Annotated in this window: 19 protein-coding genes; 16 read left to right on the top strand and 3 right to left on the bottom strand. The window is 73.3% G+C overall.

The features are described from left to right. Window positions 1-201: 201 nt before the first annotated feature. The 14 genes from BX285_RS05040 to BX285_RS04975 all read left to right on the top strand — a co-directional run bounded on the left by BX285_RS05040 (window position 202) and on the right by BX285_RS04975 (window position 20,497). Complete coding sequence (locus BX285_RS05040; RefSeq protein WP_121174562.1) at window positions 202-1,746, top strand: cytochrome ubiquinol oxidase subunit I; 1,545 nt, start codon at window positions 202-204, stop codon at window positions 1,744-1,746. A 42-nt stretch (window positions 1,747-1,788) separates the two neighbouring features. Beyond that, a complete protein-coding gene (cydB, locus tag BX285_RS05035) occupies window positions 1,789-2,823 on the top strand; it encodes a cytochrome d ubiquinol oxidase subunit II (protein ID WP_121174561.1) in 1,035 nt (344 codons plus the stop codon). A gap of 4 nt (window positions 2,824-2,827) precedes the next feature. After that, entirely contained in the window at window positions 2,828-6,346 is a 3,519-nt protein-coding gene (cydD, locus tag BX285_RS05030; protein ID WP_121174560.1) for a thiol reductant ABC exporter subunit CydD, read from the top strand. 228 nt (window positions 6,347-6,574) lie between these two features. Further along, window positions 6,575-8,242 (top strand): GAF domain-containing protein, encoded by a 1,668-nt coding sequence (locus BX285_RS05025; protein WP_259470673.1) that lies wholly within the window; start codon window positions 6,575-6,577, stop codon window positions 8,240-8,242. Window positions 8,243-8,480: 238 nt separating this feature from the next. Then, window positions 8,481-8,894, top strand: a complete 414-nt coding sequence (locus tag BX285_RS05020; protein ID WP_121174558.1) for a DUF1508 domain-containing protein — start codon at window positions 8,481-8,483, stop codon at window positions 8,892-8,894. Then, window positions 8,884-9,288: a hypothetical protein gene (locus tag BX285_RS05015; RefSeq protein WP_097236853.1), complete on the top strand. Its 405-nt coding sequence runs from the start codon at window positions 8,884-8,886 to the stop codon at window positions 9,286-9,288. The genes BX285_RS05020 and BX285_RS05015 overlap by 11 nt, the downstream gene beginning before the upstream one ends. Before the next feature lie 340 nt (window positions 9,289-9,628). Then, complete coding sequence (locus BX285_RS05010) at window positions 9,629-10,663, top strand: PstS family phosphate ABC transporter substrate-binding protein (RefSeq protein WP_097236852.1); 1,035 nt, start codon at window positions 9,629-9,631, stop codon at window positions 10,661-10,663. A 136-nt stretch (window positions 10,664-10,799) separates the two neighbouring features. After that, complete coding sequence (locus BX285_RS05005; RefSeq protein ID WP_147465115.1) at window positions 10,800-11,396, top strand: hypothetical protein; 597 nt, start codon at window positions 10,800-10,802, stop codon at window positions 11,394-11,396. Between the two features lie 218 nt (window positions 11,397-11,614). Further along, window positions 11,615-14,263, top strand: coding sequence for a hypothetical protein (locus BX285_RS05000; protein WP_147465114.1), 2,649 nt, complete (start codon window positions 11,615-11,617; stop codon window positions 14,261-14,263). Window positions 14,264-14,417: 154 nt separating this feature from the next. Beyond that, window positions 14,418-15,449: a phosphate ABC transporter permease subunit PstC gene (gene pstC, locus BX285_RS04995; protein ID WP_121174555.1), complete on the top strand. Its 1,032-nt coding sequence runs from the start codon at window positions 14,418-14,420 to the stop codon at window positions 15,447-15,449. A 65-nt stretch (window positions 15,450-15,514) separates the two neighbouring features. Beyond that, window positions 15,515-16,768, top strand: a complete 1,254-nt coding sequence (gene pstA, locus BX285_RS04990; RefSeq protein WP_097236848.1) for a phosphate ABC transporter permease PstA — start codon at window positions 15,515-15,517, stop codon at window positions 16,766-16,768. Between the two features lie 38 nt (window positions 16,769-16,806). Next, entirely contained in the window at window positions 16,807-18,627 is a 1,821-nt protein-coding gene (locus BX285_RS04985) for a phosphate ABC transporter substrate-binding protein PstS (RefSeq protein WP_257032495.1), read from the top strand. Window positions 18,628-18,665: 38 nt separating this feature from the next. Next, complete coding sequence (locus BX285_RS04980; protein ID WP_257032494.1) at window positions 18,666-19,559, top strand: class E sortase; 894 nt, start codon at window positions 18,666-18,668, stop codon at window positions 19,557-19,559. A gap of 23 nt (window positions 19,560-19,582) precedes the next feature. Further along, window positions 19,583-20,497 (top strand): phosphate ABC transporter ATP-binding protein, encoded by a 915-nt coding sequence (locus tag BX285_RS04975; RefSeq protein WP_097236845.1) that lies wholly within the window; start codon window positions 19,583-19,585, stop codon window positions 20,495-20,497. Between the two features lie 19 nt (window positions 20,498-20,516). On the opposite strand, the gene BX285_RS04970 is transcribed toward BX285_RS04975, so the two are convergent. Continuing rightward, on the bottom strand, window positions 20,517-21,362 hold the full coding sequence (locus BX285_RS04970) for an HAD family hydrolase (protein WP_097236844.1): 846 nt from the start codon (window positions 21,360-21,362) through the stop codon (window positions 20,517-20,519). Window positions 21,363-21,508: 146 nt separating this feature from the next. Here BX285_RS04970 and BX285_RS04965 point away from each other — a divergent pair, with 146 nt between their 5' ends. Further along, a complete protein-coding gene (locus BX285_RS04965; RefSeq protein ID WP_097236843.1) occupies window positions 21,509-21,706 on the top strand; it encodes a hypothetical protein in 198 nt (65 codons plus the stop codon). A gap of 5 nt (window positions 21,707-21,711) precedes the next feature. Here BX285_RS04965 and BX285_RS04960 read toward each other — a convergent pair whose 3' ends face one another. Continuing rightward, window positions 21,712-21,966 carry a response regulator transcription factor gene (locus tag BX285_RS04960; RefSeq protein WP_097236842.1) on the bottom strand — a complete coding sequence of 85 codons (255 nt, stop codon included), beginning with the start codon at window positions 21,964-21,966 and terminating at the stop codon, window positions 21,712-21,714. 69 nt (window positions 21,967-22,035) lie between these two features. After that, complete coding sequence (locus BX285_RS04955) at window positions 22,036-22,269, bottom strand: hypothetical protein (protein WP_147465113.1); 234 nt, start codon at window positions 22,267-22,269, stop codon at window positions 22,036-22,038. A 301-nt stretch (window positions 22,270-22,570) separates the two neighbouring features. Between BX285_RS04955 and BX285_RS04950 the strand changes: the two genes are divergently transcribed. Next, window positions 22,571-23,629, top strand: coding sequence for a helix-turn-helix transcriptional regulator (locus BX285_RS04950; protein ID WP_257032493.1), 1,059 nt, complete (start codon window positions 22,571-22,573; stop codon window positions 23,627-23,629). Window positions 23,630-23,685: the final 56 nt, after the last annotated feature.

Here is a 23,685-nt window from a genome sequence, read left to right as displayed (position 1 = left end):
ATCCTGTGACGCACCGCACAGGGCTCTCCATCCCACCCCACCTGCTGTTCCTCCGTAAGGATGGTGGATACTGGCCCTTGTGAACGTGTTCACGTTCACAAGCGGGCAAGCGTGCGCGGCTTGGCGGCGCTCCACGGCTAGAGAAGAAGTTTGTCCGGAAGGTGCCCGTCGTCACACGGGCAGGTTGGGAGAGAGGGCGACGTGGAACTGGCAATCGCTCACGAGACCATCGCGCGATGGCAATTCGGCATCACCACCGTCTATCACTTCCTCTTCGTTCCGCTCACGATCAGCCTGGCCGCCGTCGTGGCCGGCCTGGAGACCGCTTGGGTGCGGACGAACAAGGAGAAGTACTTCCACGCGACGAAGTTCTGGGGAAAGCTCTTCCTCATCAACATCGCGATGGGCGTCGTCACCGGAATCGTCCAGGAATTCCAGTTCGGCATGAACTGGTCCGACTACTCCCGCTTCGTCGGCGACGTCTTCGGCGCGCCGCTCGCGATGGAGGCGCTGATCGCCTTCTTCTTCGAGTCCACCTTCATCGGCCTGTGGATCTTCGGCTGGGACAAGCTGCCGAGGAAGATCCACTGCGCCTGCATCTGGATGGTCGCGCTGGGCACCGTGCTCTCCGCCTACTTCATCCTGGCCGCCAACTCCTGGATGCAGCACCCGGTCGGCTACTCGATCGACCCGGTCACCGGCAAGGCCCAGCTGACCGACATCGCCAAGGTGCTGTTCCAGAACACCACCCTCACCGTCGTCGCCCACACCCTGACCGCCGCCTTCCTCACCGGCGCCGCCTTCATGGTCGGCATCTCCTCCTTCCACCTCTGGAAGGCCAAGCGCAAGCCGGAGGGCGCCGACGCCAAGAAGACCGCCTCGATGCGGACCTCGCTGCGGCTCGGCCTGGTGCTCGCCGTCGTCTTCGGCGCCGGCACCGCGCTCAGCGGCGACGAGCTCGGCAAGGTCATGTTCGAGCAGCAGCCGATGAAGATGGCCGCCGCCGAGGCCCTGTGGGACACCCAGGCGCCCGCGCCGTTCTCGATCTTCGCGGTCGGCGACGTCAGCAAGGGCCACAACTCGGTCGAGCTGGAGGTCCCCGGGATACTCTCCTTCCTCGCCCACAGCGACTTCAGCTCCTCCGTCCCCGGCATCAACGACACCGCGGCCGCCGAGGCCGCCCAGCACGGCGGCAACCCCAAGGACTACATCCCGAGCATCTTCGTCACCTACTGGGGCTTCCGCCTCATGATCGGCTTCGGGATGACCTCCTTCGTGGCCGGCCTGATCGGGCTCTGGACCACCCGCAGGAAGCTCTTCCTGCGCCCCGAGTTCCGCACCGGCGACACCGAGGTGCCCCGGCTGATGCTCACCCCCAAGCGCGAACTCGGCCCGCTGCTGACCAAGTGGAGCTGGCGGATCGGCATCCTGACCATGGGCTTCCCGCTGATCGCCAACAGCTTCGGCTGGATCTTCACCGAGATGGGCCGCCAGCCCTGGGCCGTCTTCGGCCTGATGACCACGGCCAATGCCGTCTCCCCCAACGTCGGCGTCGGCACCCAGATCGGGGCGCTGGCCACCTTCACCACGCTGTACGCGATCCTCGCGGTCGTCGAGGTCCGACTGCTGGTCAAGTACGCCAAGGCCGGCCCGGTGGTGACCGAGCAGCCGCCCGCCAAGGACCCCTCACTGCGCGGCCCGTCCTCGGACGAGGACGCCGACAAGCCGCTCGCCTTCGCGTACTGACCACCGCCGAACCGGGGATCACTGGGGAACTGAGGATCTGACATGCAACTCCACGACGTCTGGTTCGTGCTGATCGCGGTCCTGTGGATCGGCTACTTCTTCCTGGAGGGCTTCGACTTCGGGATCGGCATCCTGACCAAGCCGCTGGCCCGCGACACCGCCGAGCGGCGGGTGCTGATCAACACCATCGGCCCGGTCTGGGACGGCAACGAGGTCTGGCTGCTGACCGCCGGCGGCGCCACCTTCGCCGCCTTCCCGGACTGGTACGCGACGCTCTTCAGCGGCTTCTACGTCCCGCTGCTGGTGATCCTGGTCTGCCTGATCGTCCGCGGCGTGGCCTTCGAGTACCGGGCCAAGCGCGACGGCGCCCGCTGGCAGCGGAACTGGGAGGAGGCCATCTTCTGGACCTCCCTCCTCCCGGCCTTCCTCTGGGGCGTCGCCTTCGCCAACATCGTGCGCGGCGTGGACATCGACGCGCAGAAGAACTACGTCGGCACCCTCGGGGACCTGCTGAACCCGTACGCGCTGCTCGGCGGCCTGGTCACGCTCGCCCTGTTCACCTTCCACGGCGCGGTGTTCGCCGCGCTCAAGACGGTCGGCGAGATCCGCGAGCGGGCCCGCAGGGCCGCGCTGCGGGCCGGGCTGGCGGCCGCCGTGCTGGCCGCAGCCTTCCTGGTCTGGACCCAGGCCGACAGCGGCAACGGCCGCAGCCTGGCCGCGCTGGTGACCGCCGTCCTGGCCCTGCTCGGCGCCCTGGTCGCCAACCAACGCGGCCGCGAGGGCTGGGCGTTCGTGCTCTCCGGGGCGACCATCGTGGCCGCCGTCGCGATGCTCTTCCTGGCGCTCTTCCCGAATGTCATGCCGTCCACCCTGAACGACGGCTGGAGCCTGACCGTCAGCAACGCGGCCTCCTCGCCGTACACGCTGAAGCTGATGACCATCGTGGCGGCGGTGTTCACTCCGCTGGTGCTGCTCTACCAGGGCTGGACGTACTGGGTGTTCCGCAAGCGGATCGGCGTCCAGCACATCCCGGCGGCCGCCCACGGCTCCGCCGCCACCCCGCTCGACCAGGCCTGACGCCGTGCAGCCCGTCGACCCCCGACTCCTCGGGTACGCCCGCGCCACCAGGGCCTTCCTCGCCGGATCCGTGCTGCTCGGCGCGGCGGGCGCGGCCCTGGTGGTCGCCCAGGCGAGTCTCATCGCCGAGATCGTCGTCCGCGCCTTCCAGCGCGGCGCGACCCTCGGAGAACTGACCACGCCACTGCTGCTGCTCGCCCTGACGGCCGTCGGGCGCGGACTGGTCGGCTGGCTCACCGAACTCACCGCGCACCGCTCCGTCGCCCGGGTGAAGTCCACCCTGCGGCGCCGGCTGCTCGACCACGCCACCGCGCTCGGACCGTCCTACCTGGCGGGCCGGCGCACCGGCGAACTCACCACCCTCGCCACCCGCGGCATCGACGCGCTGGACGACTACTTCGCCCGCTACCTGCCGCAGTTGGCGCTGGCCGTGGTCGTCCCGGTCATCGTGCTGCTGCGGATCGTCGGCGCCGACTTCACCTCGGCCGCGATCATCGCCGGGACGCTGCCGCTGATCCCGCTGTTCATGGTGCTGATCGGGATGGCCACCCAGGCCCGGATGGACCGGCAGTGGGACACCCTGGCCCGGCTCTCGCACCACTTCCTCGACGTGGTCGCCGGGCTCCCCACCCTCAAGGTGTTCAACCGGGCCCGCACCCAGGCCGCCACCATCGCCCGGATCACCGCCGACTACCGCCGGGCCACCCTGCGCACCCTGCGGATCGCCTTCATCTCCTCCTTCACCCTGGAACTGCTCTCCACCCTCTCCGTCGCGCTGGTCGCCGTCACCGTCGGCTTCCGTCTGGTGGACGGAACCCTCGACCTGGAGACCGGGCTGCTGATCCTGGTCCTGGCCCCCGAGGTGTACGTCCCGATCCGCCAGGTCGGCGCGCTCTACCACTCCAGCGTCGAGGGGCTGACCGCCGCCGACGAGCTGTTCCGGGTGCTGGAGACCCCGCTGCCCGCCGCCGGGACGGTGCCCGCCCCGGCCCTGACCGGGGCCGGGATCCGCGCCGAGGGGTTGGTCGTCCGGCACCCGGGGCGGACCGAGCCGGCCCTGGACTGCACCACCGTGGAGGGCACCGCGCCGGACGGCGCCGCGCTGACCCTGAAGCCGGGCTCCACCACGGCCCTCACCGGCCCGAGCGGCGCCGGCAAGTCCACCCTGCTGGCCGTGCTGCTCGGCCTCACCGCCCCCGAGGCCGGCACCGTCCGGATCACCGCCGCCGACGGGCGGACGTACGACCTCGCCGAGCTCGAACCGGAGAGCTGGCGCCGGCAGATCGCCTGGCTGCCGCAGCACCCGCACCTGTTCGCCGGCACCATCGCCGAGAACCTGCGGCTCTACCGGCCCGAGGCCGACGACCGGCAGCTGTGGACGGCGCTGCGGGCCGCGCACGCACTCGACTTCGTCACCGACCTGGCCGCCGAGCTCGGCGAGGACGGCAGCGGGCTCTCCGCCGGGCAGCGCCAGCGCCTCGCCCTCGCCCGGGTGCTGCTCGCCGACGACCGGCCGCTGGTCCTGCTGGACGAGCCCACCGCCAACCTGGACGGCGCCTCCGAGGCGGCCGTCGTGGACGCCGTCCGGGCGCTCGCCGAGGACCCGGCGCGCACCGTCCTGGTCGTGGCGCACCGGCCCGCACTGCTGGCCGTCGCGGACGAGCGGGTACGGCTGGCGGGGCCCGTCGTCACGGAACCCGCACCGGCTGTCGCTCCGCTCGCCCACACGGGACGGCCGACGTCCGCGCCCGTGGTGCCCGAGGAGCCCGAGGCCGAGACCGGCGCCGCGCCCCGGCTGGCGCTGTCCGTCCTGCTCGGCGCCCTCGCCCTGGGCTGCGCCGTCGCGCTGATGGCCACCTCCGGCTACCTCATCTCCCGGGCCTCCGAGATGCCGCCGGTGCTCTACCTGATGATGGCCGTCACCTCGGTGCGGGCCTTCGGGATCGGCCGCAGCGTCTTCCGCTACGCCGAGCGGCTGGTCTCGCACGACGCGGTGCTGCGCGCCCTCGGCCCCCTGCGGGCCGCCGTCTACCGGCGGCTGAGCGCGCTCGCCCCCGCCGGACTGCCCGCCTTCCGGCGCGGCGACCTGCTCTCCCGGCTGGTCGCCGACGTGGACGCGGTCCAGGACCACTACCTGCGCTGGCGGCTGCCCGCCGCCGTGGCGGGCGTGGTCGCGCTGGCCTCCACGGCGGTGCTGGCCGCCTTCCTGCCCGCCGCCGGGGCGGTGCTCGGCCTCGGGCTGCTGCTCGCCGGCGTGCTGGTGCCCGCCCTGGCCGCCCGCTGGTCGGCCGGCGCCGAGCGGCGCCAGGCCCCGGCGCGCGGGCGGCTGGCCACCGCCGTGGTGGACAGCCTCACCGGCACCGCCGAACTCACCGTGGCCGGCGCGTTGCCCGGCCGGCTGGCCGCCGTCCGCGCCGCCGACACCGCGCTGACCCGGCTGGCCGCCCGCTCGGCCGCCACCACGGCGCTCGGAACCGGGCTGATCGCGCTGCTCACCGGGCTGACCGTGACCGCCGCGGCGGCCGTCGGCGTCCAGGGCGTGCGGGACGGCGCGCTGGCGCCGGTCTGCCTGGCCCTGGTGGTGCTGACCCCGCTGGCCGCGTTCGAGGCGGTCACCGGGATGCCGCTCGCCGTCCAGGCCCGCCAGCGCAGCCGCGCCGCCCGGGCCCGGCTGGACGAGGTCCTTGACGCACCTTCGCCGGTGACCGAACCGTCGGAGCCGGCGGCCCTCCCCGAGCAGCCGCTGCCGGTCGCGGTGCGCGGGCTGACCGTACGCCACCCCGGGCAGGCGGTGGACGCGCTCGCCGGGGTCGACCTCGACCTCGCCGCCGGGCGTCGGATCGCCGTGGTCGGCCCGTCCGGCTCCGGCAAGACCAGCCTCGCCCAGGCGCTGCTGCGCTTCGTGGAGCCCACCTCCGGCGCCGTCACCTTCGCCGCCGGTCGTCCACAGGCTGTGGACAGCCGCACGCTCGACGGCGAGTCCGTCCGCCGGGTGATCGGGCTCTGTGCGCAGGACGCGCACGTCTTCGACAGCTCGCTGCGGGAGAACCTGCGGCTGGCCCGGCCGGGCGCGACGGAGGAGGAGCTGCGTGCCGCGCTCGCCGCCGCCCGGCTCCTCGACTGGACCGAGGGCCTGCCGGACGGCCTGGACACCATGGTCGGCGAGCACGGCGCCCGGCTCTCCGGCGGCCAGCGGCAGCGCCTCGCGCTCGCCCGGGCGCTGCTCGCGGACTTCCCGGTGCTCGTCCTGGACGAGCCCGCCGAACACCTCGACCTGCCCACCGCCGACGCGCTCACCGCCGACCTGCTGGCCGCCACCGAGGGCCGCACCACCGTGCTGATCACCCACCGGCTGGCCGGGCTGGACGACGCGACCGTGGACGAGGTGCTGGTGCTGGACGACGGCCGGGTGGCCGAGCGGGGCCGCTGGTCGGAGCTGGTCGCCGACCCGGACGGGCGGCTGCACGCGATGTGGCGGCGGGAGCGGGAGGCGGACGGGCTGCTGGGGGCCGTACCGGCATAGCCGCCGTCATGCGGCCGCCGCCGGTCGCGCCCTCCGAGCCGGTCGCGCCGCTCTTCGGCTGAAAAGCGTACAAACTAGGCTTTCTCCATGGACCCCACGCCGGACCTCCCCGAGACCACCCCCGAGCCGACGCCCCACCGGGTGCCCGAGATCGCCTCGCTCGGGCTGGACACCCTGGTCACCGAGGTCGCCGAGCGCCTGCAGTCCGCCGCCGCCGTCACCGACCGGATGCAGCGGCTGCTGGAGGCGGTGGTCTCCATCGGCGCCGGGCTGGACCTGCACGCCACCCTCCACCGGATCGCCACCGGCGCCGCCGAACTGGTCGACGCCCGGTACGCGGCGCTCGGCGTGATCGCCCCCGGCGGCACCGGCCTGGCCGACTTCATCCACGTCGGCGTGGACGACGAGACCGCCGCCGCGATCGGCGAACTCCCCGCCGGCCGCGGCATCCTCGGCGCGCTCATCGACCGCCCTGAGCCGCTGCGGCTGACCAACCTGGGCGCCGACCCGCGTTCCTCCGGGTTCCCGCCGCACCACCCGCAGATGAGGACCTTCCTGGGCGTGCCGATCCGGGTTCGCGAGGAGGTGTTCGGCAACCTCTACCTCACCGAGAAGAAGGGCGGCGGCGCCTTCACCCCCGAGGACGAGCAGGTGGTGCACGCCCTCGCCGCCGCGGCCGGCGTGGCGATCGAGAACTCCCGGCTGTACGAGGAGGGCCGCCGCCGCGAGCGCTGGATCGCCGGCGCCGCCGCCGTCACCACCGCGCTGCTCTCCGCCGAGCAGGCCGAGGCGGCCCTGACCGTCGCGGCCGAGCAGGTACGGGAGTTGGCGGACGCCGCGCTCGGCATGATCCTGCTGCCGACCGGCCCGGAGGGGGAGGGCGACGGCCAGATGCGGGTCGCCCACGCCTCCGGTGAGGTGGCCGAGTTCGTCCGCGGCGAACTGCTGCCCAAGGACAGCTTCGCGTCCCGGCTGCTGGCGGGGGAGAGCGTCTACCTGGACGACATGTCCAGCGACCCGACCGTGGTGATGCGCCTGGCCCGCCGCTTCGGCCCGTCCATGGCCGTGCCGATGGTCGCCGCCGGGCGGGTGCTCGGCGGGCTCTGCGTCTGGCGCCCGTGCGGGGCACTGCCGTTCACCGACAGCGAGAAGCAGCTCGCCGAGACCTTCGCCTCGCAGGCCGCGCTCGCCCTGCGGCTGGCCGAGGGCCAGCGCGACCAGCAGCGCCTGGCCGTCTTCCAGGACCGCGACCGGATCGCCCGCGACCTCCACGACCTGGTGATCCAGCGGCTGTTCGCCACCGGGATGATGCTGGAGAGCGCGGCCCGGCGGGCGGTCGTCCCCGAGGTCAGGTCCGGCATCGGCAAGGCGGTGGACGAGCTGGACGCCACCATCCAGGAGGTCCGCACCACCATCTACGCCCTGCAGCACGACAACCACGGCGACGCGCCGGACACCCTGCGCACCCGGGTGCTGCGGGAGGCCAGCCAGGCCGCGGCCGCACTCGGCTTCAAGCCCTCGGTGAGCTTCGTCGGGCCGGTGGAGAGCCTGGTCGGCGACCAGACCGGACGCCAACTGCTCGCCGCACTGCGGGAGATGCTCTCCAACACGGCGCGGCACGCGCGGGCCTCCCGGGTCGGCGTGGAGATCGACGCGACCGTCCACCTGGACGACGACGGCCGGCCGATGGGCGGCGACCCGGAGTCGCTGGACCGCGACGGCCGGCCGGGCGTGCTGCTGACCGTGACCGACGACGGGGTGGGCATCCCGGAGGGCGGGCGGCGCAGCGGACTGCTCAACCTGACCCGGCGCGCCGAGGTGCTCGGTGGGGACGCCTGGCACGAGCGGGGGCCGTACCGGAAGGGCGCGCTGGTGCGCTGGACGGCCCGGCTCTGAGTCCGGCTCTGAGCCCGTCTCTGAGCCCGGTTCCGGGCTCGGTTCCGGGCTCGGTTCCGGGCTCGTCGGAGGGGCCTTCGGAGGGGCCTTCGGCAAAGACATGTGAAAGTTAAACGAGAGAGAACTTCCCGACCAACAGCGCAAGTTGTGAACGTTCTGGGCTTTCGTCGGCTCTGTGTGCACACATAGCTTTGCTCCGCTCGGAGGGGAAACCGCAAGGTAACCGGACGGAGGGGCTGTGGACGCTTCCGGCCGCGGTCACACCGCAGCAGGGGCACGTCGAGGGGGGTTCCGCGCCGAACGGGCCGCGGACGGGCGCTACCGCTGGCAGCTCAAGGCGCCCAACGGCCGGGTGGTCGCGATCACCCCGGCCGCGTTCGAGTCGGCCGGCGAGGCCGAGCGCGGCTTCGACGGGCTGCGCGCCGGAGCGGACGAGCTGACCGCGCGCATCACCCACGTCCGGGACGGCATCGGCTGGGTGTGGGTCATCCCCGGCTCGCGCAACCTCCCCGAGGTGCGCTCCAGCCGGGCGTACGAGCGCTACGCGACCTGCCAGAACGCCTTCCGGCGTTTCGTGGTGCTGCTGTCCAAGCAGCCGCCGCGCGAACTGCACGAACCCGCGGGGCCGTTGAGACGCACCGATGGCCGCTGAGCGGCGCGGTCCGCGGCTGCTGATCGTGCCGGCGGGCGACCGCTGCGTCGGCTGGGCGCTGCGCGCCGCCAACGGCCGACCGCTCGGCGTCGGCGTACGGACGTACCGCAGCGAGGAAGAACTCGCCGAGGCCGTACGTGAGTTGCTGATCGAGCGGGCCGCGCTGCGGTGCTCGGTCGGGCAGTCCGAGGGGCGCCAGTGGGTCTGGGCCGCCCACCTGCCGGTGCGCAGCACCCGGCCGGGGGCGACCGCCGCCGTTCCGGTCGCCCGCAGCGCGCGCGGGTACCTGCGGCGGGACCAGTGCCAGGCCGGGATCGAGGGCTTCCTGGCCGGACTGCAGTGGGTGGGGCAGGAGTTGCGCCGGTCCGGGCGCGACGGTCACCGGCCGCTGTAGCCGTTTCCCGAGAGCCGTGCCGGGCCCTCCGTTCGTGCGTTTCCGGTGAAGCGCAGGTTTCCGGCAACACCCCGAGCAGCCTCCTGGAGAAGAACGTCGACGCCGCTCGGACACCCGCTCCCGCCCCTGCCGCGTCCACGCTGACCAGTGCCTAAACCTCGCTGAACCGATGAGTCGACATTCCGCTGCCCGGCTCGACCGCCCTTCCGGCGGAACCGGCCCGCCGGACAGGATCGGCACTGCCGGACGGGCCGCAGCGGACGCGGCCACCGGCCCCGAACTCCCGACCGGAGTACGGGTTTCACGCGATGGACGTCTCTCCCACCGGAGGAAGAGAAACATGCGTAGGACCGCTGCCAACCTGATTGCCGCCGCCGCGCTGGCGACCTCGGTCGCCACCGTCTTCGCCGGCACCGCCGTCGCCGACCCGGCGAGCCTGCCGAACGCCCAGGACATCGTGGGCGTGGGCTCCGACACCACCCAGGCCGTGCTGAACAAGCTCGCCGCCGACTACAACGCGACCGTGACCAACCCGAGCGCCCCGCACCTGTACAGCTGGGACGCCATCCCCGCCGGCACCATCACCACCAAGTCGGGCGCCACCCCGATCACCCGCCCGAACGGCTCCGGCGCCGGCATCACCGCGCTGAACGCCAACACCAGCGCCACCGTGGACTTCGCCCGCTCCTCGCGCGCCCCGCAGCCGACCGACCCGACCACCGACGACTTCGTCGCGCTGGCCAAGGACGCCGTCGCCTGGGCCGCCCCGTCCACCGGCAACGCCCCGGCGAACCTGACCACGCAGAACCTGAAGGACATCTACACCTGCACGGTCACCAACTGGAACCAGATCAACGCGTCGCTCCCCAACGCCACGATCAAGCCCTTCCTGCCGCAGACCGGCTCCGGCACCCGCTCGTTCTTCCTGACCACCATCGGTGGCGGCACCGCCGTCAACCCGGGCGCCTGCGTGAACAGCACCGTCCAGGAGAACGAGGGCAGCGACACCCAGCTCTCCGACGTCAACGCGCTGGTCCCCTACTCCGTGGCCCACTACATCGGCCAGGTCTACTTCGGCAAGGGCAGCGGCGCCGACGTCCAGGGCCCGCTGACCATCCGCTCCGTCGACGGCGTCGCGCCGGTCGACACCGTGAACAAGACCATCAGCTCCGCCTTCGCCGCCACCCCGTACTCCCGTGTGGTCTACAACGTCTTCCGGGACGCCGAGTGGACCGCCACCGACACCCACGGCACCACCCTGCGCGCCATCTTCGGCCGCGGCGGCTGGATCTGCACCAACGGTGCCGCCGACCTGAAGAGCTTCGGCTTCCTGCCGCTGTCCTCCTTCGCCTGCGGCAGCGTCACCCACTCCTGAGCCCCACTCCTGAGCCCCACCTGCACCACACCGGCGGCCGCGGGGCCTCACCCCGCGGCCGCCGGGCCGGCTCCGGCGCCCGACCGGCGAACCCCCGTCCCTCTACCAACCCTCCACCTCTCCCAAGGAGTTCGGCATGTCCAGAATGCGCGCCCGGCTGGCCTCGTCCGGTGCCGCCGTCGTCCTCGCCGTGACCGCCGCGGGCGGTGCGGCCGCCGCCGACACCACCCCCGTCACGCCGGCGGCCGGCCAGGCCGTGATCACCACCGACGTGAACTTCCTGTCGAACGCCGCGCTCAACGGCATCGTGGTCATTCCGCTCCAGCCCGCCAGCCCGTCGTACGACCAGACCGCCGGGCTCACCGTGACCTTCCCGGTGAGCGGTGGCGCCGCGAACATCCCGGCCTTCTACGGCGACGTGCAGTTCGGCGGCGGCCTGCTCTTCCTGAACCTCACCACCGGCAGGAGCGTGACCTTCAAGCAGCTCGACTTCTCCGTCGCCGACGGCTGGTTCACCGCCGTGCCGAACGGCTCCGGCACGCCCGTGCCGCTGCTGGACCCGGCCGGCGACAACGTGGTCAACCGCAACGGCCTGACCCAGAACCTGACCTCCTCCAGCTTCCAGCTGGACGCGGAGGGCGCGAAGTACCTCGACGCCAAGCTCGGCACCGGCTACTTCACCACCGGCCAGCAGATCGGCTCGCTCGCGCTGTCCTACACCCCGGCGCACTGAGCCCGGGCGTGCTCACCGCAGGCGGCGGGTCCGCCCCGCCGCCTGCGGAGTTCCCAACTCCGCTACGGAGTCGCCGCGTTGTGGTCTCGTACACCTGGCCGACCGGATCCCGCCATGTCCGGCTGGCCGAATGGTACGCACGGAATCGTCCGTCCCCCGCGCGCCCGACGCCCTCGCGCCGCCTCCCTCGGCGGCCCGCACCTCCCGGAGGCCAGGCCATGAGAAACCGCGTACCCGACCCGAGAGAGCGAGGGCGGTGGCGCCGTCGACTACCGGCCCTGGCACTCGTCAAGGCCGTGGTGGCGGCGCTCGCCGTGGTTCCGATCGGGCTGGGTGCGGCGCCCCAGGCGCAGGCCGACTCGGCCGTGACGGTGCCGGGCCCGAAGGTCTGGATTCCGGCCACCAAGTCGTACGGCCCGGCGGGCAGCGTGACCGTCTCCCAGACGGCCGACCTCACCAACCAGGTCCTGCAGGTCTCCTGGAGCGGCTTCACCCCGACCGTCGCGCTGGGCTCCAAGGCCCCGGTCGCGGTGGCGGTCAAGGAGTCGAACTTCATCCTCTACGCGGTGCGGGTCTACCAGTGCCGAGGCACCGACCCCGCGGTCACGGACTGCTACGGCAGCACGCTCTACGGCGGCGAGCGGTCGAAGGGCTTCGAGCAGCCGCCCCGCCCCACGCACCTGGAGACGCCCGAGTGGCCCACCAACCAGGTGATCGCCGCGACCGGGCCGGACGGCTCCGGCAGCGCCTCGATCGAGGTGTGGAGCGCCAAGGAGAGCGCCACGCTCGGCTGCGATGCGACCCACCCCTGTTCCCTGGTGGTCGAGCCGAACTACGGCGGTGACCCGCTGGACCTCTTCCAGGCCCACGACGGCGGGGCCGACTGCGAGTTCCACGACCTGGACGACGACCCGGACGGCTACACCGCCGCCGACGGCATCATGAAGCCCGGCACCGCCTTCCAGAACTGGAAGACCGGCAACCGCACCAGCGAACAGTGCGCCTGGCAGCACCGGACCGTGGTGCCGCTCAGCTTCGCCCCCACGGCGGACGCCTGTGCGGCGGCCGACCAGGCCTTCGGCGCGGCCGGGCTGGAGATGGCCAACCGGGCCGTGCAGCAATGGCGGGCCGGACTCTGCCTGGGCAGCTCGCCGATGACCGTCGGCTACGTCCCGGCCGGCGGCGAGCCGCAGGCCCGGGCGGCGTTCCTCGGCGGCAGCAGCACCACCGAGGTCGCGCTGACGGCGCTCCCGGACCGCTCACCGCCGCCACGCCCGTACGTCTACGCCCCCTTCGCCACCACCGGCATCTCGGTCACCTACCTGGTCGACGACCCGAAGACCGGCCGGCAGATCCGCGACATGAAGCTGAACGCCCGGCTGGTGGCGAAACTGCTGACCCAGTCCTACGCGTCGCCGGGCGCGGCGATCCCCTCCGTGGCCGGCAACCCGGTCTGCCTCTTCACCGACCCGGAGTTCAGGCAGCTCAACCCGGAGACCGACGCCAACGGCATCCACTGGCCGACGAGTTGCGGCGGGATCCTGACCGTCTACCCCGGCGTTCCCGGCGGCACCACCGACCTCACCTACCTGCTGACCTCGTGGGTGGCCGCGGACCCGGACGCGTACCGCTTCCTCGACGGCGAGCCGGACCCGTGGGGCATGCACATCGACAGCCTCTACCTGAAGCCGAAGTTCGCCGGCTACCCGACGGACGCCTTCCAGACCCAGGACTTCACCGGCATCGACCAGGACAGCACCACCGTCGACCTGCGGCACTGGAAGCAGTACGAGTGGAACCCGTCCCTCGACGGCATCGGCCGGGTGCTGCGCAACATGATGCAGAGCCAGCCCAACTGCCAGGACCCGAACATCGACCCGGTCAGCAACGGCCACAAGCCCTGCGCCGTGCAGGCCGTCGGCCAGCGCGCGATGCTCGCCGTCATGGACACCGCCCAGGCGAAGGCGTTCTCGCTGCCCGAGGCGGCACTGCTCAACCCGGCCGGCTCCTACGTGTCGCCCTCCACGGCCGGCTTCCAGGCCGCCGTCGCCGACATGCCCACCGACCCGGCCACCGGCGTCCAGCAACTGCCGTACGGCACACCCGACACCGCGTTCTCGCGCGACCCGCGCGCCTACCCGCTGAGCGTCGTCCAGTACGCGATGGTCCCCACCGGCGGGCTGCCCGCCGCCAAGGCGGCCGCGATCGCGCAGTTCCTCAAGACGGTGACCACCGACGGCCAGACCTACGGCATCGCGCCCGGCCGGCTCGCCCAGGGCTATCTCGCCCTCACCGGCGCCCAGCGGCAGCAGGCCCAGGAGGCCGTGCAGCACGTCGCCGCGCAGGACGGCAAGCTGCCCGGCAACCAGACCGCGCCGACGAACCCGGGCACCGACCCGGGCAGCACGGCGGGCGGGACGGACGGCGGTGCCTCGGGCTCGGGCGGTACGGGCGGCAGTGTCGGCGGTAGCGGCGTGGACGGCAACGCCGCCGGCAGCGGCCTCGGTTCGGCCGACGGGCTGTCCGGCGGCGGGCTCTCCGGGAGCGGGCTCTCCGGCGCCGGTTCCACCGGTTCCACCGGAACGGGTACGGCCGGCGGTGCGGCCTCCGGCGGTCCGGCGACGGCCGGGGGCGCCAAGCCCGGCGCGACCGCCGTCCCCTCCGGCGCCCCGCTCGCCGCGGCCCCCGTCGGCACCCCGGTGCCCGACCGGCCCGGCACCGCCCGGCTGCTGCTGCCCGTCGCGCTGATCGCCGGCCTGGTGCTGCTGGTCGGCGGCCCGGCCGCGCTGTTCCTCGGCGGCACCCCGGCCGGGGCGAAGGTGCTGGCCGGTGCCCGCACCCGTTGGTCGCGGCTGCGCCGCAGGTAGCAGGCCGTGCTCGGTGGGGCCGTTCCCTCCCGGCCCCGCCGAGCACGGCCCGGCCGCGCCCGCTCCTTCCCGAGGCCCCGCTCCTTCCCGAGGACCCGTTCCTTCCCGAGGACCCGTTCCCGAACACGCCCGTTCCGAGCACGGAGAGCACACCATGACATCCGCCGCCCAGCCCGCGGCACCGTACGCGGGGGCGCCACGCCCACCCGACCACGGGCCCGACCAGGACGTCCCGCGCACCATCACCGCCCCCGCGACCCCCGGCGACCGGGTCTTCCGCGGCGTGCTCAGGATGGCCGGCCTCTCGGTCCTCGCGATCATGGGACTGATCGCCTTCTTCCTGATCCTGCGCGGCACCGACGCGCTGCGCGCCGTCGGCTGGTCCTTCCTGACCGAGCAGAAGTGGCAGACCGCCGCGCACAACTTCGGCATCGCCGCCGTCCTGCCCAACGGCCTGCTGATCGCCGTGATCGCGCTGGTCATCGCCGTTCCGGTGGCGCTCGGCACCGCGATCTTCATCTCCGAGTACGCGCCGGTGCGGCTGCGCGCCGCGCTGATCTCGCTCGTCGACCTGATGGCGGCGATCCCCAGCATCGTGTACGGCCTCTGGGGCCTGTTCTTCCTCCAGCCACGGATCATCGGCTTCGTCCGCTGGCTGGCCAACCACCTGGGCGACACCGTCCCCTTCCTCAAGGTGCGGATCGGCGACATCGGCACCTCGTACACCTCGTCGACCTTCATCGCGGGCGTGGTGGTCTCCCTGATGATCATCCCGATCATCACCTCGCTCAGTCGGGAGGTCTTCTCCCAGGCCCCGCAGGGCGAGCGGGAGGGTGCGTACGCGCTGGGCTCGACCCGCTGGGGGATGGTCCGCACGGTGGTGCTGCCGTTCGGCAAGGGCGGGGTGATCGGCGCGGTGATGCTGGGCTTCGGCCGGGCGATGGGCGAGACCATCGCGGTCGCGCTGATCATCTCGCCGAACTTCAAGGCCATCACGCACATCCTGGAGAACGGCGCCAACTCGATCTCCGCGCTGATCGCGCTGCGCTTCGGCGAGTCCGACGCGCTGTCGCTCTCCGCGCTGATGGCCGCCGGCCTGGTGCTGTTCGCGCTCACCCTGCTGGTCAACGTGCTGGCCGGGATCGTCATCAGCCGCTCGCGCTCCGGCGCCGCCACGGCGGACTGAACCATGACCATCCGTCAATCGCCGCGTCAGGCGGTCCGATTCACGAATCGCGAAAGGGTCGCCCGATGACCACGCTCGACCTGCCGCCGGTCGCGGAGTCCGGGGCCGCCGACCAGCCCGCATCCGGCGCCACTGCCGCGTCCGTTGCTGCCGCCGCCGGTGCCCCGCGCCCCGAGCAGAAGCTCCGGATCGGCGGCATCACCCGCGACGACGTCCTCACCGTGGCGGGCTCCCTGGCCGGCTCGCTCGCACTGGACTGGGTGCTGTACGAGCGGGTGCTCCCGTTCAGCGGCGCCCTCGGCTTCCTGCTCTGCTGGTACCCGCTCTTCCTGGGCGGCTACTACGCGCTCGGCCGGCTCCAGTGGACCCCGATGATGGTGCGGGACCGGCTGATCGCCGTGGTCGCCTGGAGCGCCGGGCTGCTGGTGGTCGCACTGACCGTCGACCAGATCGGCTACGTCGCCGGTCGGGGCTGGGAAGCGGCCCAGCACCTCAATTTCTTCACCGAGGCGATGGAGCACACCGGCCCGCTCGACCCGCTCACCTCCGGCGGCGCGCTCAACGCCGCCGTCGGCTCGCTCGAACAGCTGGGCCTGGCCACGCTGTTCGCCGTCCCGCTGGGCATCGCGGCGGCCGTCTTCATGTCCGAGGTCGGCGGCCGGATGGCCCGCCCGGTGCGCACCCTGGTCGAGGCGATGACGGCGCTGCCGTCCATCGTGGCCGGCCTGTTCGTCTTCGGCATCGTGATCATCACCTTCGGCTTCGAGAAGAGCGGCTTCGCGGCCTCGCTCGCGCTCACCGTGATGATGATGCCGATCGTCACCCGGGCCGCCGAGGTGGTCATCCGGCTGGTGCCCGGCACCCTGCGGGAGGCCTCGTACGCCCTGGGCGGCAGCCAGTGGCGCACGGTGTGGAACGTGGTGCTGCCGACCGCCCGGCCCGGCCTGATGACCGCGGTGGTGCTCGGCATGGCGCGCGGCGTCGGCGAGACCTCGCCGGTGCTGCTCACCGCCGGCTTCACCCCGCAGTTCAACGGCAACCCCTTCGACGGGCACCAGGTGTCGCTGCCGCTGTACATCTGGAACTACGTCAAGCAGCCGTACGAGGGCATGATCGCGCGCGGCTTCGCGGCCGGCCTGACCCTGATGGGCGTCGTGCTGGTCCTCTTCGTCACCGCCCGGCTGCTCGGCGGCCGCCGGCCCGGGCAGCTGACCCGGGCGCAGAAGCGCCGGATCGACCGGGACGCCCGCCGCCTGGAGGCGGCCGCCGTCGACGCGGCCACCCGCCCGTACGTCCTCCGACCGCGGGCCCAGCACTGATGTCCCGCTCAACCACCCTCCGTACCAGAGGAGTTCCCATGTTCCGGGAGGCCGCAAGGCGCTCCATGGCCCGGCTGCTGGCAGGGGCGCTGTCCCTCTCGCTCGCCACGGCCTCCCTGCTGCTCGGGCAGGCCCCGGCCCAGGCGGCCTCCGTGTCGCTGAGCGCGGACGGCTCCAGCTGGGCCGGCCCGGCCATCGACCAGTGGCGGCAGGACGTGTCCCCGCAGGGCATCCAGATCAGCTTCAACCCGGTCGGCTCGGCGGCCGGCCGCACCCAGTGGTCCAACGGGCAGGACGACTTCACCGCCTCCGACGTGCCGTTCCGGTCCACGCCGGACACCGGCCTCGGCCAGAACGGCCACGCGAGCGGCGGTGGCGACCGGGAGAACCCGGTCTACGGCTTCTCCTACGTCCCGATCACCGCGGGCGGCACCACCTTCATGTACAACCTGGTCGTCGGCGGCAAGCAGGTCCGCGACCTGCGGCTCTCCCCGCAGACCATCGTGGACATCTTCACCGGCAAGATCACCAACTGGAACGACCCGAAGGTCACCGCCGACTACGGCAGGGCCCTGCCCAATCTGCAGATCACCCCGGTCGTCCGCTCCGACGGCTCCGGCGCCACCGCGCAGTTCACCCGCTGGATGGAGCACACCCACAAGGACCAGTGGGACGCCTACTGCACCTCGGTCAACGGCGTGAGCTGCGGCGACTACACCGAGTTCTTCCCGCCGTCCGGCCGGATGGTCGCCCAGAACGGCTCCGACGTCGTCGCCGGGTACATCAAGTCCCCGGGCAACCTGGGCACCATCGGCTACGACGAGTACGCCTTCGCCAAGCGCAGCAACTGGCCGGTCGTGAAGGTGCTCAACCAGGCCGGCTACTACGCGCTGCCGACCGCCTCCAACGTCGCCGTCGCGCTCACCGCCGCCCGGATCCGCGGCGTGGACGACAGCACCCCGCCCGACGACCCCAACTACCTGCAGCAGAACCTCGACGGCGTCTACACCATGAACGACCCGCGCGCCTACCCGATCTCCAGCTACAGCTACCTGATCGTGCCGCGCGCCGGCGCCGCCCAGCCCCCGCCGCCGCGCTTCAACAACGACAAGGGCTCCGCACTCAGCCGCTTCCTCTCCTACGTGCTGTGCGAGGGCCAGGGCAAGGCCGACGACCTCGGGTACTCGCCGATCCCGCGCGGCCTGGTCAAGGGCGGCCTGCTGCAGACCAGGAACATCCCCGGCAACGCCAGCCCGGTCAACCCGGACACCCTCTCCAACTGCGCCAACCCGACCTTCAACCCGGCCGGCGAACTGACCGTCCTCAAGAACGCCCCGATGCCCAGCGAGTGCGACAAGCAGGGCGCGCCGCTCAACTGCGTCGTCCAGGGCGGCAAGGCCACCCAGGCCGGTTCGGGCGGCTCCGGCACCGGCAATGGCGCCGGCTCCGGCGGCGCGGGCGGTGGCGGAGGTACGGCGGGCAGCAGCGGCAGCGCCGGGGGCAGTGGCTCCGGCGGCAACGGATCCTCGACCGGCGGCGCCGGTACGGGCGGCGCCGCGGGCGCAGCGGGCGGCGACCCGAACGCCACCGGCGGTGCGGCCGCCGGCGACCCGAACGCGCCCGGCGGCGCCGGGGACGGCACCGAGGAGGTCATCGACCCGCAGACCGGCCAGGTCGTCGCCCGCGGCCGCGGCGGCGCCACCGAGGTCGCGGCCACCGTGGTCGAGGTCAGCGGCAAACCCGAGGACTGGACGCTGGCCACCCTCACCGCGGTGGAACTGCTCGCCGTGGTGCTCGTCCCCCCGCTGCTCGGCCGGCGCCTGCTGCGCCGCCGCAACGGCTCGGGCGGCGCCTCGTGAGCGCCCCGGTGCTGGCGAAGCCGACGCCACAGTCGGCCGTGCAGCTTCCGCAGGCCGCTGCACAGCAGGTCGCTGCCGTCGAGGGCGCTGCCGAGGCCCCGGCCCGTGCCGCCGTTCCGGCCGGGCGGCGGCGGTTCCTCCAGGGCGCCTGGGCGGCCAGCCTGGCCGCCGCCCTCGTCCTGGGCTTCGTCGGCTACCTGTTCACGCTCTCGCACGTCCAGCAGCGGCACTACCAGTCGGCCGCGTACAAGACCTTCCGCGACCAGCTGGCCCGGGCCGTCGCCCCGACCGGCGCGGCCGCCGACGGCGACCCGGTCGCCCTGCTGGACATCCCGGCCATCGGCCTGCACCAGGCCGTGGTCGTCGAGGGCACCACCGGCCGGGACCTGATGCGCGGCCCCGGCCACCGCCGGGACACCGCGCTGCCCGGCCAGGGCGGCGTCGCCGTGGTCTTCGGCCGCGGCGCCACCTTCGGCGCCCCGTTCGCCGAGCTCTCCCGGCTGCGGGTCGGCGACCGGATCGAAGCCACCACCGGGCAGGGCAGGTTCACCTACACCGTCAACGCGTACGGCGACGGCGACCACCCGATCAGCGACCCGGCCCGCAACCGGCTGGTCCTGGTCACCGGCGACTCCGACTGGATCCCCGGCAGCACCGTGCTGATCGGCGCCCGGCTGGAGGGCGACCCCCAGCAGAACCCCGGCGGCCGGCCCGCGACCGTCCCGTACGACAAGGCGCTGGCCGCCGACAAGGGCGCGCTGGCCACGCTGCAGCTGTGGTCGCTCGCCCTGCTCGGCGCGGTGCTCGGCGCGCTGCTGCTGTCCCGCCACTGGCGGCGCTCGGCCGCGTACCTGAGCCTCGCGCCGGTGGTCGGCGCGCTGCTCTGGGCGGTCTACGAGAACGCCGCCGCCCTGCTGCCCAACCTCTACTGACGCGCGCCCGGAGGACCGTACCGATGACCGACGCACCACAGACCGACCTGGCCGACCCGGCCGCCGACACCCTCACCCTGCCCCCGGTCGCCCCGACCGCCTCCGAGCCCGGTGGACCCCAGCCGGGTGGGCCGCAGCCCGACGCGCACCCCGACGGCGGGCCGCTGGCCGGGCTGGAGACCCGCGACGTCTCCGCCTGGTTCGGCAGCCGCAAGGTGCTGGAACGGGTCTCGCTGGCGATGCCGGCCGGCGAGGTCACCGCACTGATCGGCCCGTCCGGCTGCGGCAAGTCCACCTACCTGCGGGTCCTCAACCGGATGCACGAGATGGTGCGCGGCGCCGCCCTCGCCGGCGAGGTGCTGCTGGACGGGGACGACGTCTACCGGCCCGGGCGGCGCCCCGCCGAGGTGCGGCGCCGGATCGGCATGGTGTTCCAGCGGCCCAACCCCTTCCCGACGATGTCCATCCAGGACAACGTCTCCAGCGGGCTCAAGCTGGCCGGGATCAAGGTCTCCAAGGAGGAGCGCCGGCACCTGGTGGAGACCAGCCTGCGCCGGGCCGGCCTCTGGGACGAGGTGTCCACCCGGCTGCACACCCCGGGCGGCGCGCTCTCCGGCGGCCAGCAGCAACGCCTGTGCATCGCACGGTCGTTGGCCGTCTCGCCGGACATCCTGCTGATGGACGAACCCTGCTCCGCGCTCGACCCGACCTCCACCCGGCGGGTCGAGGAGACCATCGCCGAACTGCGCGGGCGGCTCACCATCGTGATCGTCACCCACAACATGCAGCAGGCCCAGCGGGTCTCGCAGAGCTGCGCGTTCTTCCTGGCCACCCACGACACCCCGGGCCGGATCGTCGAGGCCGGGCCGACCGGGCAGATCTTCGGCAGCCCGCACGACCAGCGGACCTCCGACTACGTCAACGGCCGCTTCGGCTAGGGAGCTTGGGTCTCCCCGGTCACGCCAGGCCGAGCAGGTCCTCCACCACCGCCGCGACGCCGTCCTGCTCGTTGCTCACCGTGTGCAGCGACACCGCCGCCAGCACCTGCGGGTGCGCGTTGGCGACGGCGTACGCGGTGCCGGCCCAGGCCAGCATCTCCAGGTCGTTCGGCATGTCGCCGAAGGCCACCACCTCGCTGCGGTCGATCCCGTGCCCGGCGCACCAGCGGGCCAGCGTGCTGGCCTTGGTGACGCCGGGCGCGCTGATCTCCAGCAGCGGGATCGGCGCCGAGCGGGTGATCTCGGCCAGGTGCCCGGCCGCCTCCCGGGCCTCGACGAGGAACTTGTCCGGGTCCAGGTCCGGGTGCTTGGCCAGCAGCTTGAACAGGCCCCGCACCGGCCCGCCGGCCCCCAGCAGCTCCTCCGCCGAGCCGACCGCGTGCTCCAGGTCGTCGCCCCACATCGGCACCGCGTAGCCGGTCTCGCGGGCCCAGCCGTCCGGGTACTCGAAGGCGAACGCGGTGCCGGGCAGCTTGGCCCGCAGCGCCTCGACCACCGCCAGGGTGGTCTCCGCCGGCAGCGGGAAGGACTCCAGCAGCTCGCCGCGCCGCACGTCCACCACCGCGCCGCCGTTCGAGCAGATCGCCACCCCGTGACCGCCGATGTGCGGGCTCACCTGCTGCATCCACCGCGGCGGCCGCCCGGTCACGAACACCACCTGCACCCCGGCCGCCTCGGCCGCCGCCAGGGCCGCGGCGGTGCGGTCGGTCACGGTGCCGCCGGAGCAGAGCAGGGTGCCGTCCAGGTCGGTGGCGATCAGGCGGGGAGCGGTACGGGGTTCGGTCACCGGTCCATCTTCGCCCATCGCCGCCCCCGGGTCACCGGTCGGTCGTCCGGGGCTCGATCCGGCCCTTCCTGCACCCATTCCGGCCGATCGACCCCCGCCCCGGGTGTCCGGCCCCACCCCGCCGGGCAGGAATTCCCACGGCAACCCCGTCGGCAGGAAGAGCCATGCCCACACGCCAGCTCCGCGACCAGCCGCCCGCGACCACCCACCCCGACCCCCAGGCCCCGGCCGCCCCCGACACCTCCCGCGACCCGGTGCTGCTCGGCGACGTCCTCTTCCACACCCTCGCCGACCTCGCCCGCCGCACCGACCCCCCGACCCTCCCCGCCCTCCCCACCCAACGCACCCGCCCCCACCCGTGACGCCCCTACGCCGGCCTGTGGCCGGAAGCGGTGGTGGGCGGAGTGGGGCGGTAGCCCAGTTGGGCGGCGAGGACGGCGAGTTGGGTGCGGTTGGCGGTGCCGGTCTTGGTGCGCAGGTGCCGCAGGTAGGTGTCGACGGTGTGCTGGCTTATGCCCAGTCGGCGGGCGATGCCCCGGTAGGTCTCACCTCCCGACAGGAGGACCAGTACCTGCTGTTCCCTCGGGGTGAAGGCGTGTGGCGCCTCGGTGGTGCGGGCCATGAGCGGACTCCTGGGGTCGGGTAGGACCGGGTCGGGTCGTGCGGACGTGGCGGGCGGGGCCGGGCCGGGTCAGCCGCCCCAGGAAGTGTCCTTGCGGTGAGGGCGCTCGGGGCGGTGCCGGCCGTCCTGGCCGTCGGGAGCGGGCTCGGCGGCGACGGTGGTGGCGGTCGCTGCCGCGGCCGCCCGGTTGACGGTGGATCCCGCGTCCGGAGCCGGCGCGGCCGCGGCAGCGGGGGCGGCCGGGCAGAGGAGGAGCAGCCCGGCGGCCACTGCGAGTCGGACGGGAAGGGACGGTCGCGCCATGGTGGTTCTCCTGTTCTCTCCCGGACCTGTCGTCCGGGGGTCGCCGGCTGTGGACGAACAACAGCCTGCCCCCGGCCCGGCCCCGTACGGCGCCACGCTCCCCGTCAGCAAACCCCCTGACAGCAAGAAGCCAGGCCGCATAAGGGGCGCTTCGTGACAGAGGAGGCACCGCCGCGCGCGGCCTGCCCCACGGGCACCGCCCGGCGCGCCTCCGTGCCGCGCGCCCCCCGGTGCCGCAGGCTGATCGACTGAACCGGACGGCTCTCCAAGGGGCCTGACAGATCGGTGGGGGGCAAGGCCATTGGGACCGAACGAGACGCTGGACGACGTCCAGGAACTGCAGGACTCCGACATAGCCGTCTACGGCTGGGTCCTGGAGCACGAGACCGCCGACACGGCCGCCATCGCCGCGGCCACCGGGGTCAGCCGGGAGGCCGTCGTCGCCGGCATCGGCCGCCTGCTGCGCGTCCGGCTGCTCCAGGGCAGCCCGGACGGCCCGTACGGGATCACCGCGGTGCCGCCCGACACCGCCGCGGCCCAGCTCAGCGCCCCCGTGGAGGCGCGGATCCGCGACTGCCGACGGCAATTAGACGTCATCGAAAGGGAGTTGAACCGCTTCACACCGTCCTACGACCGGCACCGCTCCCGGTTCGGGGCGGTGGAAGTCCTGGCCAACGTCCACCTCGTGCGCAGCGCCCTCAACCGGGCGTCGGAGCGCTGCCGCCAGGAGGTCCTGACCAGCCAGCCGGGCGGCGGCTCCCGGGCCCCCGAGGCGATGGAGGAGGCCCTGGGCCGCGACCGGGCGATGCTGGAACGCGGCATCCGGCTCCGCACCCTCTACCACCACACCGCCCGCTTCAACGGGCCCAGCCAGGCGTACGTCGCCGCGGCCTCCGCCCTGGGCGGGGAGTACCGCACGGCGCACGAGCTGTTCGGCCGGCTGATCGTCTTCGACCGCGAGATCGCGTTCATCCCGGCCCAGGACGACAGTTGGGGGGCGGTGGTGATCCGCGAGCCGTCCACCGTGGCCTACTTGTGCGAGATCTTCGAGCAGACCTGGGACCGGGCCACGCCGTTCACCACCGCGGCCGGCCGCCAACTCGAAGAGGTCTCGCGGGAGATCGACGAGACGATCGTCCGGCTGCTCGCCGCCGGCCTGAAGGACGAGGCGGTGGCCCGCCGCCTGGGCATGTCGCTGCGCACCGCCCGTCGGCACATCGCCGACATCATGGACGAACTGGGCGCCGGGAGCCGGTTCCAGGCCGGTTTCCGGGCCGCAGCCCGGGGGCCGCTGGACAGGGAGCCGCCGGACGGGGCTCCGTTGGGCGGGACGTCGACCGAGCTGGCCGCCGCTCCCTGAAGACCCCCACCCGACCAGGTCCGGGAACGGATAATCGTGACTGCCCCCGGCCGGCC

It is taken from the genome of Streptomyces sp. 1114.5 (assembly GCF_003635085.1).
Classification (GTDB): domain Bacteria; phylum Actinomycetota; class Actinomycetes; order Streptomycetales; family Streptomycetaceae; genus Kitasatospora.
Note: the sequence above shows the minus strand (reverse complement) of the source record. Positions and strands in the feature narration are given on the sequence as shown.

Coding starts and splice junctions, on each gene's coding strand:
- BX285_RS04955 (WP_147465113.1), bottom strand. CDS start 22,269: ATGGCGCGACCGTCCCTTCCCGTCCGACTCGCAGTGGCCGCCGGGCTG.
- BX285_RS04975 (WP_097236845.1), top strand. CDS start 19,583: ATGACCGACGCACCACAGACCGACCTGGCCGACCCGGCCGCCGACACC.
- BX285_RS04970 (WP_097236844.1), bottom strand. CDS start 21,362: ATGGGCGAAGATGGACCGGTGACCGAACCCCGTACCGCTCCCCGCCTG.
- pstC (WP_121174555.1), top strand. CDS start 14,418: ATGACATCCGCCGCCCAGCCCGCGGCACCGTACGCGGGGGCGCCACGC.
- cydB (WP_121174561.1), top strand. CDS start 1,789: ATGCAACTCCACGACGTCTGGTTCGTGCTGATCGCGGTCCTGTGGATC.
- BX285_RS05010 (WP_097236852.1), top strand. CDS start 9,629: ATGCGTAGGACCGCTGCCAACCTGATTGCCGCCGCCGCGCTGGCGACC.
- BX285_RS05005 (WP_147465115.1), top strand. CDS start 10,800: ATGTCCAGAATGCGCGCCCGGCTGGCCTCGTCCGGTGCCGCCGTCGTC.
- BX285_RS05015 (WP_097236853.1), top strand. CDS start 8,884: ATGGCCGCTGAGCGGCGCGGTCCGCGGCTGCTGATCGTGCCGGCGGGC.
- BX285_RS05025 (WP_259470673.1), top strand. CDS start 6,575: ATGCAGCGGCTGCTGGAGGCGGTGGTCTCCATCGGCGCCGGGCTGGAC.
- BX285_RS04965 (WP_097236843.1), top strand. CDS start 21,509: ATGCCCACACGCCAGCTCCGCGACCAGCCGCCCGCGACCACCCACCCC.
- BX285_RS04960 (WP_097236842.1), bottom strand. CDS start 21,966: ATGGCCCGCACCACCGAGGCGCCACACGCCTTCACCCCGAGGGAACAG.
- BX285_RS05000 (WP_147465114.1), top strand. CDS start 11,615: ATGAGAAACCGCGTACCCGACCCGAGAGAGCGAGGGCGGTGGCGCCGT.
- BX285_RS04985 (WP_257032495.1), top strand. CDS start 16,807: ATGTTCCGGGAGGCCGCAAGGCGCTCCATGGCCCGGCTGCTGGCAGGG.
- pstA (WP_097236848.1), top strand. CDS start 15,515: ATGACCACGCTCGACCTGCCGCCGGTCGCGGAGTCCGGGGCCGCCGAC.